Source organism: Clostridium sp. (genome assembly GCF_017888565.1).
Classification (GTDB): domain Bacteria; phylum Bacillota; class Clostridia; order Clostridiales; family Clostridiaceae; genus Clostridium.
The window spans coordinates 20290-38808 of sequence record NZ_JAGHFX010000063.1 but is presented as its reverse complement, the minus strand read 5'-3'; the positions used below and the strand labels follow the sequence as shown (position 1 = coordinate 38808).

The 18519-nt window shown below is 29.4% G+C and carries 18 protein-coding genes and 4 tRNA genes; all 22 read right to left on the bottom strand.

The window, feature by feature from the left end; all coding sequences use genetic code 11:
• Positions 1 to 2: 2 nt before the first annotated feature.
• Positions 3 to 89 (bottom strand) — tRNA-Leu (locus J7M87_RS13000).
• Positions 90 to 94: 5 nt separating this feature from the next.
• A tRNA-Met gene (locus J7M87_RS12995) sits at positions 95 to 171 on the bottom strand.
• A gap of 6 nt (positions 172 to 177) precedes the next feature.
• A tRNA-Met gene (locus tag J7M87_RS12990) sits at positions 178 to 253 on the bottom strand.
• A 22-nt stretch (positions 254 to 275) separates the two neighbouring features.
• Positions 276 to 362: transfer RNA gene (locus J7M87_RS12985), tRNA-Leu, on the bottom strand.
• 189 nt (positions 363 to 551) lie between these two features.
• Positions 552 to 962, bottom strand: coding sequence for a S1 domain-containing RNA-binding protein (locus J7M87_RS12980; RefSeq protein WP_291651463.1), 411 nt, complete (start codon positions 960 to 962; stop codon positions 552 to 554).
• 82 nt (positions 963 to 1044) lie between these two features.
• A complete protein-coding gene (locus J7M87_RS12975) occupies positions 1045 to 1329 on the bottom strand; it encodes a septum formation initiator family protein (RefSeq protein WP_365845567.1) in 285 nt (94 codons plus the stop codon).
• An 83-nt stretch (positions 1330 to 1412) separates the two neighbouring features.
• Positions 1413 to 1802 carry a spore cortex biosynthesis protein YabQ gene (yabQ, locus tag J7M87_RS12970; protein WP_291651462.1) on the bottom strand — a complete coding sequence of 130 codons (390 nt, stop codon included), beginning with the start codon at positions 1800 to 1802 and terminating at the stop codon, positions 1413 to 1415.
• Between the two features lie 8 nt (positions 1803 to 1810).
• On the bottom strand, positions 1811 to 2104 hold the full coding sequence (gene yabP / locus J7M87_RS12965) for a sporulation protein YabP (protein ID WP_008681654.1): 294 nt from the start codon (positions 2102 to 2104) through the stop codon (positions 1811 to 1813).
• Between the two features lie 51 nt (positions 2105 to 2155).
• Entirely contained in the window at positions 2156 to 2416 is a 261-nt protein-coding gene (locus J7M87_RS12960; RefSeq protein WP_291651461.1) for an RNA-binding S4 domain-containing protein, read from the bottom strand.
• 65 nt (positions 2417 to 2481) lie between these two features.
• Complete coding sequence (locus J7M87_RS12955) at positions 2482 to 2757, bottom strand: HU family DNA-binding protein (RefSeq protein ID WP_008681650.1); 276 nt, start codon at positions 2755 to 2757, stop codon at positions 2482 to 2484.
• Positions 2758 to 2960: 203 nt separating this feature from the next.
• Positions 2961 to 4433, bottom strand: coding sequence for a nucleoside triphosphate pyrophosphohydrolase (gene mazG / locus J7M87_RS12950; RefSeq protein WP_291651460.1), 1473 nt, complete (start codon positions 4431 to 4433; stop codon positions 2961 to 2963).
• 19 nt (positions 4434 to 4452) lie between these two features.
• On the bottom strand, positions 4453 to 5988 hold the full coding sequence (locus tag J7M87_RS12945) for a polysaccharide biosynthesis protein (RefSeq protein ID WP_291651459.1): 1536 nt from the start codon (positions 5986 to 5988) through the stop codon (positions 4453 to 4455).
• 105 nt (positions 5989 to 6093) lie between these two features.
• A complete protein-coding gene (gene spoVT, locus J7M87_RS12940) occupies positions 6094 to 6642 on the bottom strand; it encodes a stage V sporulation protein T (protein WP_008681645.1) in 549 nt (182 codons plus the stop codon).
• 228 nt (positions 6643 to 6870) lie between these two features.
• A complete protein-coding gene (locus J7M87_RS12935; RefSeq protein ID WP_291651458.1) occupies positions 6871 to 7851 on the bottom strand; it encodes a peptidylprolyl isomerase in 981 nt (326 codons plus the stop codon).
• Between the two features lie 96 nt (positions 7852 to 7947).
• Positions 7948 to 11442, bottom strand: a complete 3495-nt coding sequence (gene mfd / locus J7M87_RS12930; RefSeq protein WP_291651457.1) for a transcription-repair coupling factor — start codon at positions 11440 to 11442, stop codon at positions 7948 to 7950.
• A 20-nt stretch (positions 11443 to 11462) separates the two neighbouring features.
• On the bottom strand, positions 11463 to 12038 hold the full coding sequence (pth, locus tag J7M87_RS12925) for an aminoacyl-tRNA hydrolase (RefSeq protein WP_291651456.1): 576 nt from the start codon (positions 12036 to 12038) through the stop codon (positions 11463 to 11465).
• 124 nt (positions 12039 to 12162) lie between these two features.
• Positions 12163 to 13296, bottom strand: coding sequence for a S1C family serine protease (locus J7M87_RS12920; RefSeq protein WP_291651455.1), 1134 nt, complete (start codon positions 13294 to 13296; stop codon positions 12163 to 12165).
• Between the two features lie 25 nt (positions 13297 to 13321).
• On the bottom strand, positions 13322 to 14743 hold the full coding sequence (locus J7M87_RS12915; RefSeq protein ID WP_291651454.1) for an ATP-binding protein: 1422 nt from the start codon (positions 14741 to 14743) through the stop codon (positions 13322 to 13324).
• On the bottom strand, positions 14743 to 15429 hold the full coding sequence (locus tag J7M87_RS12910; protein WP_291651453.1) for a response regulator transcription factor: 687 nt from the start codon (positions 15427 to 15429) through the stop codon (positions 14743 to 14745). The genes J7M87_RS12915 and J7M87_RS12910 overlap by 1 nt, the downstream gene beginning before the upstream one ends.
• A 167-nt stretch (positions 15430 to 15596) precedes the next feature.
• On the bottom strand, positions 15597 to 16556 hold the full coding sequence (locus tag J7M87_RS12905; protein WP_142691415.1) for a ribose-phosphate diphosphokinase: 960 nt from the start codon (positions 16554 to 16556) through the stop codon (positions 15597 to 15599).
• Between the two features lie 49 nt (positions 16557 to 16605).
• On the bottom strand, positions 16606 to 17976 hold the full coding sequence (glmU, locus tag J7M87_RS12900; RefSeq protein ID WP_291651452.1) for a bifunctional UDP-N-acetylglucosamine diphosphorylase/glucosamine-1-phosphate N-acetyltransferase GlmU: 1371 nt from the start codon (positions 17974 to 17976) through the stop codon (positions 16606 to 16608).
• A gap of 233 nt (positions 17977 to 18209) precedes the next feature.
• Positions 18210 to 18494 (bottom strand): septation regulator SpoVG, encoded by a 285-nt coding sequence (gene spoVG, locus J7M87_RS12895; protein ID WP_008681625.1) that lies wholly within the window; start codon positions 18492 to 18494, stop codon positions 18210 to 18212.
• Positions 18495 to 18519: the final 25 nt, after the last annotated feature.

The window sequence follows — 18519 nt, the reverse complement described above, 5'->3', positions numbered from 1 at the left end:
TTTGGTGCTGAAGACCGGAATCGAACCGGTACGGTATCGCTACCGCAGGATTTTAAGTCCTGTGCGTCTGCCTGTTCCGCCACTTCAGCGTATATGGTAGCGGAAATAGGACTTGAACCTACGACACCTCGGGTATGAACCGAGTGCTCTAGCCAGCTGAGCTATTCCGCCATCTTATGGTTGCGGGGGCAGGACTTGAACCTACGACCTTCGGGTTATGAGCCCGACGAGCTGCCAACTGCTCCACCCCGCGATATTATAAGTTGAATTTAGCTTGGTGCTGAAGACCGGAATCGAACCGGTACGGTATCGCTACCGCAGGATTTTAAGTCCTGTGCGTCTGCCTGTTCCGCCACTTCAGCATGTTTTTACCGTCGCCCCTCAGCGACAAAATTAATTATATATTATGTTTTCTATAGTGTCAACATATTTTTTAATTTTTTTCTAATAACATTATGTTGCCAAAATTATAAAGGGCTGATATGCATTGTGCAATCAGTCCTTTATATAGATTTATATATTAAATTTATATGATGTCTTTATTTATAAAACTAGATGCTTCTTCTTCCACTTTTAGATTTAAAATCTTGATTCTTTTTTACATCCTGCATTCTTTCTTCACTGTCCTTTAAGAATCTTGACATTATATCTTCAAAGTTTCCTGAGCTCCCCCCAGATTTTTTATTTTCTGAAGACCAATCTATTTCTATAGGTTTTACTGATTTTTTTTGAACATTTGCTTGCTTAATTGATAAACTTATCTTACCATTGTCGTCAATTGATATTACTTTTACCTTAACCTTATCTTGTTCATTAAGATGCTGTCTAATATCCTTAACGAATGAATCTGCGACTTCTGAAATATGAACTAACCCTGTTTTACCTTCTATCTCCACGAAAGCTCCAAAGCTAGTTATATTAACCACTGTACCCTCTAATATGTTTCCTGCCATTAAGGTCATGTTACAAAGATTCCTCCTTAAAAATTAAATAATATATGTTATTATAATAATAACCTTTTTTTGTAGTTTTAAAACATATTCTTTAGTTTTGCGTTTTAGGATTTACAACTTTTTCGCCATCTTTTATCATTCCTAGCCTATCTCTTGCAAGCTTTTCAATATATTCATTAGAATCAACTTTTTTTAAATCTGCCTCTAACTTACTATTTTTACTTTTAAGCTCTTCCAATTCCTTTTGGCTAATAACAATATCCTCTTGGATTCTTTTCATTGTAATTTCCTGTTTAATGTAATTAAATACGAAAATTGCAAAAATAAAAACTATAATTAATCTTTTAAGAGTTACTTGCTTTTTAATTGCTCTCACCCTCTTTAAAATATATTATATAATATATTTTAAACACTATACATATTTTATTCAAGCTATTTTTTTATGTTACTACTTTGAATCTATTTTTTTCCGCAAATATTATAATATATAAACTTTATAGGATAAATTAGATTTTTCAAAAATACTCTTATAATTTTACTAAATTTCTCTATTAAATATCTCTCTAACTTTAAAATTGTAGGGCTTATTAATTTTAAATAAATAATCAAGGTTACTATCATGAATATATATACATATGGTCCTAAGAAAGCATAATTGGTGTATAGTAAAAAAGCAAATACTGTTATAGCAGTTAATATCCAAAATAATATATCTTCGATTATAATTATTATCTTGGGTATTTTCACTCCTCTTATTATGTTATACAGGTCAAACATAATTCCTATCAGTATTCCTGAAATAATGGAATACATAACTATGTCAAATTGAACATCTATTGATAACGGCATACTTACCTCTATTTAAACAACTTAGAAATTATATTTTCTTTTTCTTTTTTGACTTCTTTACTACTATATACTATCGAAGATATATTTCCTATAATTATGACGTCGCCATTCTGTACATCTAATTTATTCATCTTTAATTCTGATCCCTTGATAGTTAAAAACCCTAACTTTGTATTTAATAATATTTTTTCATCATCAAAACTTATAACTTCTTCTACCCCTGTAAGTGTCAATCTCTTTCTATTCTCTAAAGTTATATTACCTCTTGGCTCTTCTAACTTATTTTCATTTCTCTTTTCCATCTTATCTCCTCCACATATTCTTTATAAAAATATATGAAAGAGTTATTGTTTTTATTCTTTATCTTCCTCGCCTTCTAATATCTCATACATTTCTTTTGCATTTTCTTTTTTTACATGCTCAACTATATTGATTATTCTTGCCTTTAATGATCTATTTGCAAATTGAATTTCTATTATATCGCCTTCTTTTACAACTGTTGATGCTTTAGCAACTTTATTATTAATAGAAACTCTTCCACCTTCACAAACCTCTTTAGCAACTGTCCTTCTTTTTATTATTCTAGAAACTTTAAGATATTTATCTAATCTCATAATACCTCTCCTTATTACTTTGTATTATTAAAAGAACCCGAGAGAATACTCGGGTTCTAAATATACTATTTATTAACTTTTTCCTTAAATTCTTTACCTGCTTTAAATACTGGAACTGTTGAAGCTGGAATGTTTATAGTTTCTTTAGTTCTAGGATTTCTTCCTTCTCTTGCAGCTCTTTCTCTTGTTTCGAAAGTTCCAAATCCTACTAGTTGAACTTTTTCACCTTTTTCTAACGCTTCTTCAACGCTTTCTATGAATGATTTTAAAGCTAATTCAGCATCCTTCTTAGTTAATTTACTTTTTTCTGACATGCTAGTGATTAATTCTGCTTTATTCACAATTACATCCTCCTTAAATAACCCGTTATATATTTTAGTAGTTAACTATTTCTGTTAATATGTACTATAACTACATTCTCTTATTATATATCGTCTTTTAGTACTAGTCTATAACATTATCAATTTTTTGTTATAAAAGCTATTTATTACAATAAGTTATTTATAGTATAGTATAAACCTTTATATATTATTCTTCAAAAACTTTATAATTCCTTCTTTTTCTCATTAAATTCTTTGTTTTTTGCTTTCTCCCATAACAAATCCATCTCCTTTAATGTCATTTCATTCAAATTTTTATTGAATTTTAAAGTCTCTTCTTCTATAAAAGAAAATCTTCTTATAAATTTTTGTATAGTTGAATTTACCGCTTCTTCTTCATCAATATTTAATTTTCTGGCTACATTAACACATGCAAATATTAAGTCTCCTACTTCATCTTTTATTTTTTCCTTATTATTGGATTTATATACATCTAATACCTCTTTTAATTCTTCTTGTACCTTTAAAGCTGCATCTTCAATATCATCCCAGTCAAAACCTACTTTAGCCGCTTTTTTTTGAACCTTATGTGCTCTTATTAAAGATGGTAGAGCCTTAGCTATTGCATTCATTTCTTCTGTAACTGTATTAAAATTCTTTTCTTTCATCTTAAGCTCTTCCCAATTTTCAAGAACTTCTCCACTATTATTAACTTCTCCTTCACCAAACACATGAGGATGCCTATAAATCATTTTATTACATATAGATTCAAGTATATCATAAATATTAAAGTATCCATCATCTTTACCTAGTGAAGCGTGGAAAACCACATGCAATAGAACATCTCCTAGCTCTTCTATCATTCCATCTATATCATCATTATTTATACTATCTATAACTTCATAGGCTTCTTCTAAAAGTTGATTTTTAATACTCTCATGAGTTTGTTCAATATCCCACGGACAACCATTTTCTCCTCTTAAAGTATCTATTATTTCAACTAAATCATTAAAGTCTTTTTTATTATTCATATCTTTAGGTATATATATAGATGTCAGATAGTCTATATCCTCTTGCATATCAAGTTCATATATAGGTATTTTTCTTATAGATTCCTCCGAAACAATTCCCGCAGCTCTAACATAATATATTTCAGTTTCATCATTATAATATTCAAGTAATCTAAGCTTAACTTCTGAAGCTATTAAAGGATTATATACTTGAGTTATTATAGTCCCTATTCTTTTATCTAAAATTTGATTTTTCATGTCAAATGCATCTATAACTTTTAATCCTTCTATTGGATCAATCTTTAATACATCCATCATAGCATCGATAAAGCTTACAGCTGGAAGTATTTCATATCTTATTCCTTTTTCATCACATAAATTCATAAGATTAAAAACTGATTTTTCTGCAACTAAAGGATGTCCTGGAACTGCATATATTATCTCTTTCTCTTCTTGATACTTGTTTACTATATCTTTTGCAATGTTATTATAAACCTCGTCAAAGCTTTCAGATGTTTCATAATAATGGTCATATGTCTTAAATTCTTTTATTTTTCCTTTTAAATAATCAACAGTAGGATGCTTCTCTGTTCTAAAATAAATATTTTTTCCATCTTCCAACGCCTTAACAGCTCCTATAGTTAGAGCCTCTGGTGCTCCTGGTCCTAAACCTATTATCTTTATCATTAGGTTCTCTCCTCACTAATTAATTTTTTGCAATTCTATTTTTTATTTCGTCTATACTAAATACCCTTAGTAATAGTATTAATGCCATATATATAATAATACCCAAAAATATAGCTATTAAGCAAGCAGAACCATTACTACCGGTCTTATTAAATAAATATAAATATGCTGATAATACTCCAAAAATCATAATAAAAGCTGCAATAATTGGTTTTATAGCTGTTTGATATATGTCTAACTTTAGCTTTAATCTCTTCTTTAACGAAATTAAGTTTAGTATTGTTGATACTAAGTAAGCTGATATACTAGCTATTACGGCACCATAAATATTTATATTGGCCATAGGCACTAATATAAATGTTAAAATAATCTTTACAATACATCCTATAAATAAGTTTATTATAGGCCTAATATAATGACCTATCGCTTGCATTATTGATGTAGTTGTCTGAGTTATTATTATGAATGGAACTGATAAAGATAAGTATTTAAGTATTAATATACCATCCCATTTCCCGGGAAATATAACTTTCATTATAGGTCCTGCAAGAAAGAATAATCCTAGAGTACACGGCATTGCTATTAACATAGATAACTTTATTGATAATTGAACTTTTGACTCTAAATCCTTCCTTCTATTAATTATATAGTTTTCTGCTATTATAGGAATCAACGCAGTTCCTACTGCCATAGATAAGGTTAATGGAATATTCGTTATTACATTTGCCTTTCCTGTTAATTGAGCATATAAAATAGTTGCACTTTCCGATGTTAAACCAGCTTGCAAAAGTTTTTGTGGAACTAATATAGAATCAATTAAGCTCATTATAGTACCTACTGTTGTACCTACTGAAATAGGTAAAGCAATTTTCAAAATAGAAGTTAATACTTCTGGATTACTTTTAACTCTTTTATTCCACATTTGTTTTTTTACTTTTTTATACTTTTCATAAAGATAAGTTGCTCCTATTACCCCTCCTGCAGCTGCACCAAAAGCAGCTCCCCCTGCTGCATATTCTATTCCTCTAGGTAAAAGTAATATAGCAAGTCCAACTCCTATTATCACCCTTCCTATCTGCTCAAGTATTTGTGACACTCCTGATGGAGTCATATTTTGCAACCCTTGAAAAAATCCCCTATATATAGTCATTATAGATATTACAAATGGTGCAAAGGATATTCCAAGTAAAGCATAATATGATTTCATATCCCACTGAACAAATTTAATAATAGGTTTAGCAAAAAAGAATAATATAAGGGTTGTACCTACACCTAAGAACATCATTAAAATTGTTGATTCTTTTACAACTTCGAATATTCCTTGTATATCGCCCTTTGCTTTTTTTTCTGATATGATTTTTGAAATAGCTACCGGTACTCCTGATGCCATAGCAACGAAAAACATATATAGAGGATATGACATTTGATAATATCCAACACCTTCGTCACCTATAAGCATTATTAATGGCCATCTAAAGAATAACCCTAAAAACTTTGCTGCCATTCCTGCTACTCCAAGTACTAGACTTGCTTTAAGTAATGATTGTTTCTTCATAAAATACCTCCAAACTCAAAATAGTTCTAGTAAATTTGTATTGTAAGTTTAGAGGTATTATTACTTTATTTTATTGATACCCTTATATTTAATAAAATATTTATTTTATTGTTCCATTTGTTTACCTAAGAAAGCTGAAGCTGTTTCGGATAACTTCAATTCAAGTTCCCCTAATTTTTCTCCTGATTCCTTTGATAGTATAATAACTGCTCCAATTGCATCACCTTCAGCTATTATTGGAGAAATTACTTGGCTAGCGTATTTTCCTGTTTCTTCATCATTGTGTAATGGAATAGTCTTATTTTGTTCTGTTATAAGAACAGCTCTTCTATCCTCCATTACTTTTTCTAATTCTACACTAACTTTTCTTTCCATGTAGTCTCTTTTAGGAGCTCCACTTACTGATATAAATGCATCTTTATCTGCAATTAAAACAATATGTCCAATTGCTTGTTGCAAGCTTTCAGCATATTCTTTTGAGAAGTCTGTTAACTCTCCAATTGGTGAATATTTCTTTAAAATAACTCCACCTTCTCTATCAGTGAAAATCTCTAACGGATCCCCTTCTCTAATTCTTAATGTTCTTCTTATCTCTTTTGGTATAACAACTCTACCTAAGTCATCAATACGTCTAACAATTCCTGTCGCCTTCATTCTTATGAGCTACCTCCTTTAATTAATAATAATTAGTTGCAATATTATTATTTGACTTCTTAGAAATTTTATACACATATAACCAAAATTTATAAAATAATAGAACAATTTTAGTTTTTTCACTGTAAAACTAAAGCTAAAAATAAGCATTATAAATAAATCAAGAGGATCAGTTACTAAACTGATCCTCTTGATTTATTTACTTTATTATCACTTTATTATTTTTTTCTAAAGTCTATCTTCGTATGTCTTTACATTATAATCTTTTTTCCATTGCTCAATAGAACTTGAATAAATTTCATTTTTCTTTTGGTTTTCTAATGTAGTCTTTATAGAATCCTTCTCTTCATCAAATGTTCCTTGTTTAACTTTAGTTGCTCTAATTATATGGTAACCAAATTGACTTTTTACTGGTTCTGATATTTCTCCCTCTTTAAGGACTTTTAATCCTGCTACAAAGTCTTGATCATATTGTGTTGTATTAAACTTAATTACGCCTAAATCTCCACCACTGTTTGCAGCAGCTGGTTCTTCTGAAACTTCTTTCGCTACTGTTGCAAAATCTTCTCCATTTATAATTCTTTCTCTCGCCTCTTTTGCTTTAGCTTCATCACTTACCACTATATGCTCAGCGTTAGCTTCACCAAAACTATCTTTATTTTCTTCATAATATGTTTTTATATCTTCATCAGTTATATTAACATCCTTAAATAAATCTTCTGTTACTTTTTCTGTTGCTAATTTATTTTTCATGCTTTCTGTAAGCTTAGTTGTATATTCATCTAAAGTCATTCCTGTTTGCTCAAGGGCTGCATTAAATTGCTCCTCTCCACCATAGCTTTCTTTAAGACCTTCTATATACTTTTGAACCTCAGCATCAACTTCTTCTTGAGCTGGAGTCACTCCTAACTCTTCTGCCTTTTTAAGCATCATCTTTTCTTCAACTAATAAGTTTATCGCTTGGATTCTTGTATTTTTCACTTGCTCTGTAAGTGCTGAATTATTCTCATAATCAGCTCCATATTGTTGTTGTAAAAACGGGTCTGCTATTTCATCTACTTCTCCCTTAGTTATTTTTACATCTCCAACCTTTGCTAACACAGTATTTTTAATTGCTTCCGGTGTCTTTTGTATCATTTCACATCCAACTGCTGAGAAAGCAAATATACTTAAAGCTCCTGCAGCTATAATTTTCTTAATTTTAATCACTCACGTTCCCTCACTTCTCTTTTAATTTGTTTCAATACCATTATACATGTCTAGTATATCAATATTGTGTCAGTTATTCAATTTATATAAATAAATTTACATATTTTTTGTTAAATTTTCTAACATTTCCTTATAGAATCCTAATACTGTTTCTTTCTTTATTTCTGAACTTCTCACTGCAAAATATGGCTTTTCTCCAAACATTAAAAATACCTTATCCTTATAATTCTCTAGCAGATATTTATATATGTTATTTAAATTCCTAATTCCATCCGCAAATATAAACTTAACATCCTTTGGTGTTTCCTTTATTTCTTCAATTGAAATAAGTTTAGCCTTACTCTTTATATAAGCTATATCCATTAAATTATATACAGGTTCTGGAATCTCTGAATATCTATCTTCAAGTTCAGATTTAATATCCATATAATCTTCTAATCCATCAATAGCAGCAATTTTCTTGTATATCTCTATTTTTTGAATTTCATCTTCAATATAAGTTCCTGGTATATATGCATCTACCTTTATATCTACTGTAGTTTCAATAGGTTCCTTCTCTATCTCACCTTTGATAATTTTTATTGTGTCTTCTAGCATTCTACAATATAAATCATATCCTATTGCAGCCATGTGTCCATGTTGAGCTGAGCCCATCATATTTCCAGCCCCTCTTATTTCTAAATCTCTCATTGCTATCTTAAAACCTGATCCAAGCTCTGTAAAATCCTTAAGGGCCTTTAGCCTTTTCTCAGCAACTTCTGTTAATATTTTATCTTTAGTGTACATAAAGTAAGCATATGCTATTCTATTTGACCTTCCAACTCTACCTCTTAATTGATAAAGTTGTGATAATCCCATTTTATCTGAATCGTGAATTATCATTGTATTAACATTTGAAATATCTATACCCGTTTCTATAATTGTCGTACATACTAATATATCGTAATCTTTATTCATAAAGCTTACCATTTCTTTTTCAAGTTGTCTTTCAGTCATTTTCCCATGTATAATTCCAACTTTGCACTCTGGAACTAATTCTCTGATGTATTTAGCCATCCCTTCTATACTTTCAACTCTATTATAGACATAATAAACTTGACCACCTCTATTAACTTCTCTTAATATAGCATCTCTTACAAGTTGATCATTTTGTTCAACTACGTAAGTTTGTATTGGATATCTTTCCTCAGGCGGTGTCTCTATTACAGATATATCTCTTGCTCCTGTTAATGACATATGAAGAGTTCTTGGTATTGGTGTTGCACTTAAAGTTAATACATCAACATTTTTCTTTAAGCCTTTTATCTTTTCTTTTTGAGCAACTCCAAATCTTTGCTCCTCATCGATTATTAAAAGTCCTAAATCTTTAAAAACAATATCTTTCGAAACTAGTCTATGAGTTCCTATTAATATATCTACGTTACCTTCTTTTACAGCTTGAAGTGTTACTTTTTGTTCTTTTGCACTTCTAAATCTACTTATCATATCTATTTTTACTGGAAAATCTGAAAATCTCTTTGTCATGTTTTTATAATGCTGTTCTGCCAATATAGTTGTAGGTACTAGGAATGCTACTTGCTTACCATCCATAACAGCTTTAAATGCCGCTCTAATAGCAACTTCTGTTTTTCCATACCCAACATCACCGCATAGAAGTCTATCCATAGGTTTATCAGTTTCCATGTCATGCTTAATTTCTTCTAAGGACGTTAATTGATCTGGAGTTTCTTCAAATGGAAATTCATCTTCAAACTGTTTTTGCCACTCTGTATCTTTTCTAAATTTATATCCCTTTAAAGTAGCCCTTGTAGCATAAAGCTTAACTAAATCTTCTGCTATTTCATTTATAGATTTTTTTACTTTTGCTTTTGCTTTATTCCATTCATTACTTCCAAGCTTATTAACCTTAGGCGTTTTTCCTTCACTTCCTATATACTTTTGAACTAAATCTAACTGATCAACAGGAACATATAATTTATCACCTTTATCATAAACAATATCTAGATAATCTCTTGTATGCCCCCCAACCTCAATTTGTTTTATTCCTTTATAAACCCCTACTCCATGATTAGCATGAACAACATAATCTCCAAGTTTAAGCTCTGCAAAACTTTTTATTTTCCCTATACCTTTTCTTGAACTAGCCTTTTTAGATATTTTTCTTTTAGCTTCTCCAAAAACATCTTTATCCGATATTACACATAACTTTAAATCAGGATACTCAAAACCTTTTAATAAATTTCCAAAGGTAATAACAACTTCTCCAAACTCTATTGATTTTATATCCTCTCTGTAAGTACTTTCAATTTCCCTATCTCTTAATGTATTTACTAGTCTTTCTCCCCTAGTCCTTGTTCCTGATAATATTATAGTCTTATATCCCTTGGACTTTTTCTCCTTAATATCATCTATTAGTAAATCTAATTGACCTTGATAGCTATTAAGAGTTGATGCGTTAAGCGAATACCTTTCTATAGGATTTAAAATCTTACTATTAACAGCAAATATATCTAAAGTTACTGATTTTTGAAATTCTAACTTTTCAATCAAATCATCTTTATTTAATAAAAGCTTACTTTGAGAAGGTAAAATTCCTCCCCTTTGTAAAAAGGCTTCATAATTTTCACTAAATTCAAAATAACAACTTTCTAGCTTACCTTCACATTTTTTCACATCATCAATCACATATATATAATCTTTTACATAGTTAAAAAAGCTATCTGTCTTATCATAGAAATAAGGTAAATAACTATCTAAAGTTTCTGTTAAAGTTTCCATATTAGCACTTATAATTGATTCCAACTTCTGGATTCTTTCATCATGCTCTTTAGCTTTAGCCTTAATTTCTTGGAATTCTTTTAAAATAGCTTCTTTTCCTCTATTTAACGCTTCATCATTTAATATAATCTCTTTAGCTGGGAATATCTCCACACTGTCAACCTTTTCAATACTTCTTTGTGATTCTGTATTAAAGTTTCGTATAGAATCTATTGAATCTCCAAAAAGCTCTATTCTATATGGATAAGTAGCTATCGGTGGAAATACATCAAGAATCCCACCCCTTAAAGAGAACTCTCCTTTTCCTTCTACAGCCTCTACTCTTTCATAACCACTTTCTAATAGTTTCTTAGATAAGTCTTTAAAACTAATATCATCACCTACGCTTAATTCAAAGGTATACTCCCTAAACAATTCCTTAGGAGTATATACCGATGTTAAAGAATCTATTGATGTTACTATTATTTTATTTTTATTATCTAAAATTTCTTTTATTACCTTTAATCTTGCCCATCTTAAATCTCCTGAAATAGCATCTATATTATAAAAAACTACCTCTTTTGCAGGAAAATAATAAATATCATTTGTATAAAAACTTAAGTCTTCATATATATTCTTTGCTTCCATATCACTATGCGTAAGTATTATCATAGGAGAATCTACATTTTCATATATCCCAAAAATACCATAGCTTTTTCCTGAATCCGATAATCCATTTATATTAACCGGGTACCTTTTATTATTAATACTAGCTATTATTTCATTAAAAGTAGAGTCATCTCTTAAAGGTTGTAGTACCCCCTTTAATCTCATTAATATACACCGTCCTTAATCTATTCTATTTTTGATGATTTAAACCCATTAAATTTATTCATTGCTTCTTTTGTTCCATCTTTTATTATAACTTCTATTGCCTTTGAGGAAGCATCTATAACTTCTATCAAACTATCTATTTCTTCTTTGTTAAATCTCCCCAAGACATGAGAAACTAAATCACCTGTAGGTTGTCCTACGCCTATTTTAACTCTCGGAAAAATATCTGTGCCCATATTGGCTATTATACTTTTTATACCATTATGACCACCAGCACTTCCTTTTTCTCTAATTCTAAGTTTTCCAACTTCTAAACTAATATCATCATATATAACTATAACTTCATCATTTTCTAATTTGTAAAAATTTACAACCTCTCGTATACTTTCTCCACTTAAATTCATATAAGTTGTTGGTTTCAATAAAATAACCTTATTATTATTTATAAACCCTTCTCCATATACCCCTTTAAATTTTGTCCTGTTTATATCTATATTATACTTACGTGAAATATAGTCTATAGCATCAAATCCTATATTATGTCTAGTTCCATCGTATTCTTTCCCTGGATTTCCTAACCCAACAATTAAAAACATATTATGCAGCCTCCTAATTGCTATTAGCATATTTATTATTATACTAGTTTTTTACAATAATAAAAGTATTTAAAATAAAATTGCAACTCCTAAATAGAGCTGCAAATAATTATATTTATTTTTATTAATTATATATCTTTATTTCTAAGTCTTTTACTTCACCGGAACGCATTGCTTTACATTTCAATGTATCCCCTGGTGCCTTATTTTTTAATATTTCAGATATTTGAGTAATACTAGTTATCTTTTCTTCATCCATTTCAAATATTATATCTGTTGGACGTAACCCCGATTTATATGAACTTCTTTCTTGATTAATTGCTGCAACATAAAAACCAACTACATTCGGCCACTCATCATCATTAGTGAAACCACCCTCTGAAATACCTAGGATATCTTTTATCTCATTTGTTGAGCTTACTATTTCATCTATAGAACTAAAATCAACCGCATAGTATAATCCATTTTGCCTCATATCATTCGTTATTTTATAACTAGCAATACCTATAACTTCTCCATTTATATTACTTATTATTCCACCCGTATTCATAGGTGTTATAGGCGTGTTTACTTCCAATAATTCATAGTTATTATTATTAATATTTAAACTTCTATTTGTAGCTGTTACTATTCCTGGAATTATATTATCTATATAATCACTACTAGTAGAGTTACTAATAAGTGTAATTCTTTCACCTTCTACCATATCTGATTTCGCAGCAAATTTAATTGGTATTAACTCTTCATCACAATTAACTTGTATAATCGCAATATCTATATCTTCATTTGCTGCTACTATTTCAGCTTCAACAGGCTTAGATCCTATGGAAGGCAATTTCACATATACATTTTCAAATTTTTTTATTTTCGAATAGGTTGTTAATATCTTCCCATCACTTTTTATGATTGCTCCAGTTACATTACTATCAAAATATTTATTTTGAGTTAAATTAACCTCGTTATCACTTATTGTTACTAATGATTTTTTTACCTTTTCTATCAATCCTGGATACTCTAAAGCAATAGTACTTTTTTCTAATTTATCATTCATCTCATTAACTAAATCTCTATATTTATTCTCGATAACTAAACTTGAAAATAATACCCCCGATAATCCCGCTATAATTAGTAAGCTTAAAAATTTACCCAATATCTTAATGTTAGATTTCGTTCTTTTTCTTTTAAATTGTATTGAAGGAAAGTTTTCATTTATAAACTCTTCTTTATCATTAAATTTATCCTTCAACCTTTTATTCATAAAATCTCCTCCTCCAACATTAATTCTATTTAATTGATCTTTTAAGTGTAAAAGTAAATTTAACGCCTTTTCCTTCTATATTATTAACCCAAATATCCTGATTATGTTGAGATAATATTAATCTAACTATTGATAACCCAAGTCCTGTACTTATTTTATTAGTTCTAGCCTTATCCATCTTATAAAACCTTTCCCAAATCTTATTAACATCCTCTTTTGGAATATTGGGACCACTATTAAATATACTAACATATACAATCTCACCCTTTGCATATGTTTCTACTTGTATTCTTCCACCTTCATAGCCATACTTTATAGCGTTTTCAAGAAGATTAGTTATAACTTGTATTATCCTGTCCCTATCGCCTATACAGTACTCATGGCTATCATTAAATATAACTTCAACTCTAATTTTTTTCTCATTTATCTTTCCTTCTAAATTTAATGTACATAAAGTTATAATTTCATTTATATCTAACTTAGCCACTTTTAGCTTAAATTTTCCCGATTCCATAGTTGATATATCCAATAAGTCATTTACAAGCCTGGATAGTCTACAAACTTCATCATTTACTATATTTAAATAATAGTTTTCTTTATCCTTAGGAATAACCCCATCAATAATTCCTGTTATAAAACCTTTAATTGATGTTATTGGAGATCTTAATTCATGAGATACATTTGATATAAATTCCCGTCTTACATTATCTACCTTCTCTAAAGATTCTGCCATAACATTGAATGAATTTGCTAATTCGCCTATTTCATCATCTGAATCTATATAAACCCGCTTCTCAACCTCACCCTTTGCTAATTTCTTAGCTACACTATTAATTTCAGATAAAGGATTTATTAATATTTTTCGAGAAAAATAGTATGCAATTACACTTGATAAAACAACAGCTCCCAATACAGATATCCATATCACGCCATATAATTTCTTTGAAGAACTAGTATCTTCAAGAGTCCCAAAAACTATTATATTGCCATTAAAGCTCTCTCCATTAAATAATGGAGTTGAATAAAACTTAATTTTTTTATTTGATTTATCAAAAAAATTTCTTTCTAACATTTGACCAGATTTTAATATTTTAAAATCTGAATTGGGTATGTCTATTTTGCTATACATTAAATGTTCAAGGCTCTCATCAGATACGGCATATACATAACCTTGATTATCTAAAATTATAGAGTTCATCTCAACAGAAGCTTTAATTATAGCCATTGTATTTTTTAAGTCCTCATACCCAGTTTCACTATTTTCATTTAAAAATTCTTCTGTAGCACCTTGAATTATCTCCATGTATTTAATTATACGTTCAGACTTTAGAATTGAATATTCTCTATTAATCCAAGCTGATAAGATCATTCCTATCAATATTAATACTATTGATGTTATAGATGAAAAGGTAACTAAAATTTTATATATTACACTTTTCTTTTTCATTATTTCACCTCAAATTTATATCCAACACCCCAAACAGTTTCTATCTGCCAGTTTTCCCCACCACTTATTTTTTCTCTTAATCTCTTAATATGAACATCAACTGTTCTAGAATCTCCTGGATAATCATATCCCCATACTTCACAAAGCAATTGTTCTCTTGTAAAGACCTTATTTTTATTACTAGCTAAATAATGAAGCAAATCAAACTCTTTAGGGGGCATTTTTATTTCAACACCCTTATAAACAACATCATAAGAATTTGCATCTATAACTAAATCTGAATAATTTATTATTTCAGTATTCTTTTCATCATAGTTATATCTTCTCATAACAGCTTTTACTCTCGCTAAAAGCTCTTTTGGCTCAAATGGCTTTACTATATAATCATCGGCACCTAGTTCTAAGGCTAAAACCTTATCAAATGTATCTCCTTTTGCTGTCAGCATAATCACTGGAATTTCACTTGATTTTCTAATCCACTTTAAAACTTCTATACCATCTACTCTAGGCAACATAATATCTAAAAGTACTAAATCTGGTTTAAACTCCCCAAAAATAATACAAGCTTCTCTTCCATTATGGCATCTTCTAGTTTCATATCCCGCACTTATTAAATACATATTTATTACTTCGCATATATTTTCATCATCATCTACAATTAATACTTTACCTAATTTACTATCCATAATAACACCATCCTTATGATTATTATAATTCATTTATATCTTTTATAAAAATTTTTATATTAATTATAAATAATAATTAATAATTGTTACAAATTATTAATTATTTACATAATTAATAGACCTCTAAAAAGTTTGTGCTTTTTAGAGGCCTTTTATCCTATTATGTATTAAACTTCAAATAACTTACTTATTGGTTCATCATCATATATTCTTTTTATTGCTTCTGCAAATAACGGTGCTACTGATAATGATTTAAACTTCACTAAATCATCTTTTTCAGGTAACTTAATTGTATTTAACATTACTAATTCTTCTATAGCAGAGTTATTTATTCTTTCAAAAGCAGGCCCTGATAAAACTCCATGAGTACAACATGCATATACATTTTTAGCTCCTAAATCTTTTAGTGCATTCGCTGCATTTGCTATAGTTCCTGCAGTATCTATCATATCATCTATTAATATGCATTTTTTGCCTTCAACATCGCCTATTATATTCATAATTTCTGATACATTTGCCTTCGGTCTTCTCTTATCTATAATTGCTATCGGTGCATGTAGTCTATCAGCAAACTTTCTTGCTCTAGTAACACTTCCTAAATCAGGTGAAACAACTACAACATCATCTCTATCATCAAAGCCGTTTTCCACAAAGTACTTAGCTAATATTGGTGAACCTAATAAATGGTCAACTGGTATATTGAAATATCCTTGAATTTGTGCTGCATGTAAATCCATAGTTAATACTCTATGTGCACCTGCTGCAGTTAAAAGATCTGCAACTAATTTAGCTGTTATTGGATCTCTTGATTTAGCTTTTCTATCTTGTCTTGCATATCCATAGTATGGCATAACAACTGTAATTCTACCTGCTGAAGCTCTTTTAAATGCATCAATCATTATTAAAAGTTCCATTAAATTATTGTTAACAGGTGAACTAGTTGATTGAACTAAAAATACATCTGTTCCTCTTACAGTTTCCGCTATATCAACTGATATTTCTCCATCACTAAAAGTTGAAACCTTAGCTTTACCAAGCGGCAATCCTAAAATGTCAGCAATTTCTTTTGCTAATTCCGGATGTGAGTTTCCAGTAAATATTTTAATATTTTTTCCATGGGTTATCATTGTGTGAAGACCTCCTTAAAATTTTTGACACTTTTGTTTATCTAAATAACTATTTGTTAGTAAGACCTTTTTTAGTCACCCAACCTTCGATATTCCTTTGTTTTGCTCTTGCTACTGCAAGCTCTCCTTCTTTTACATCATTAGTAATTGTTGATCCTGCAGCGATATATGTGTTATCTTCTACATTAACTGGGGATACTAAATTAGTATTGCAACCTATAAAGCTATTGTTCCCAATTGTAGTTTTATGTTTATTTTGTCCATCATAATTAACAACTACTGTTCCACAGCCAAAATTACAATTTTCACCTACAGATGCATCACCTATATATGTTAAATGTGATACTTTAGTATTATTTCCTATAGTTGATTTTTTAATTTCTACAAAATCTCCTATTCTAGCTCCAGAGCCAATTACAGATTCTGGTCTTATATATGCAAATGGCCCAACAGTAGTCTTTTCACCAATTTGGCTATCAATAATAACTGAAGATTGAATTTCTACATTATTTAATATTATACTATTTGATATTCTTGAGTTTGGATATAATGTAACACCTTCTCCAATTTTAGTATTTCCTTCTAAAACATTACCTGGATATATTATTGTATCTCTTCCTATTTCTACATCATCGCCTATGTACGTAGTATTAGGATCTATTAATGTTACACCATTCACCATATGTCTTGAATTAATTCTATTTCTTAATATTCCTTCTGCTTCTGATAATTGCATTCTTGAATTAACACCTATTGTTTCTTCATAATCAATTATAACTGCTCCTACTTTTTTTCCCTCTTCTTTTAATATTCCAATAACATCTGTTAAATAATATTCGCCTTGATTATTATTATTAGATAATTTATCTAATGAATTTAAAAGCATTTCTATATCAAAGCAATATATTGCTGCATTCATTTCATTTACCTTTAGTTCATCTTCAGTACAATCTTTATGCTCAACTATTTTTAAAACTTCATCATTTTCTCTTATGATTCTTCCATATCCATTTGGATCTTCAACAATTGAACTTAATAATGTTGCACTATTATTATTTTCTATATGTGTTTTAAATAAATTATCAACTGTTTCAGCCTTTATTAAAGGTGCATCACCACAAAATACTCCTACAACACCTTTTTTTCCTCTTAAAAAATCAATGGCACATTTTACAGCATGACCTGTACCTAATTGTTCTTCTTGTAGTGAATAGCTCACATTTCTAGAAGAAGTTTTTTCTTTTACAAGATCAGCTCCTTTTCCAATGATAACATTTATATCCTCTATATTAGCCTTTCTCATAGTATCTATAACATGATTAACCATCTCTTTACCACATACTTTATGTAAAACCTTTGGTAAATCAGATTTTATTCTAGTTCCTTGTCCAGCTGCTAAAATTAATGCACATTTATACATAAAAAACACCTCTCTATAAAATGTTAAGGACAAATTTATAATTAATTAAAAAAACGTTCGTAAACATCTCATTCTATTATATTGTATTAGAAAGAGTATTTCAACCTATTTATCCTTTCATATGTTCCTACTACCACTACACTTTTTCAAAATTAAGGTAACTTCATATAATTAGCACAGTAAAAAATTACAAAAAAATAAAAGGGATATCCCTTTTATTTTTATACCATAATTTAGCCAACTACTTCCTCAGAATCTTCTTCAAGCTTAGCTTTTTCATAAGCTTCAAGTATTGAATTCTGAATCTTTTCTCTAGTGTCTGTGTTAATAGGATGTGCTATATCCTTAAACTCTCCATCTGGTGTCTTTCTACTTGGCATAGCTATAAATAATCCATTTTGTCCTTCGATTACCTTGATGTCATGAACTACAAATTCGTTGTCAAATGTAACAGAAACTATAGCTTTCATCTTTCCATCAGAAGCTATTTTTCTGATTCTTACATCAGTTATTGTCATCGCACCACACCTCCGTTGCTCTGAT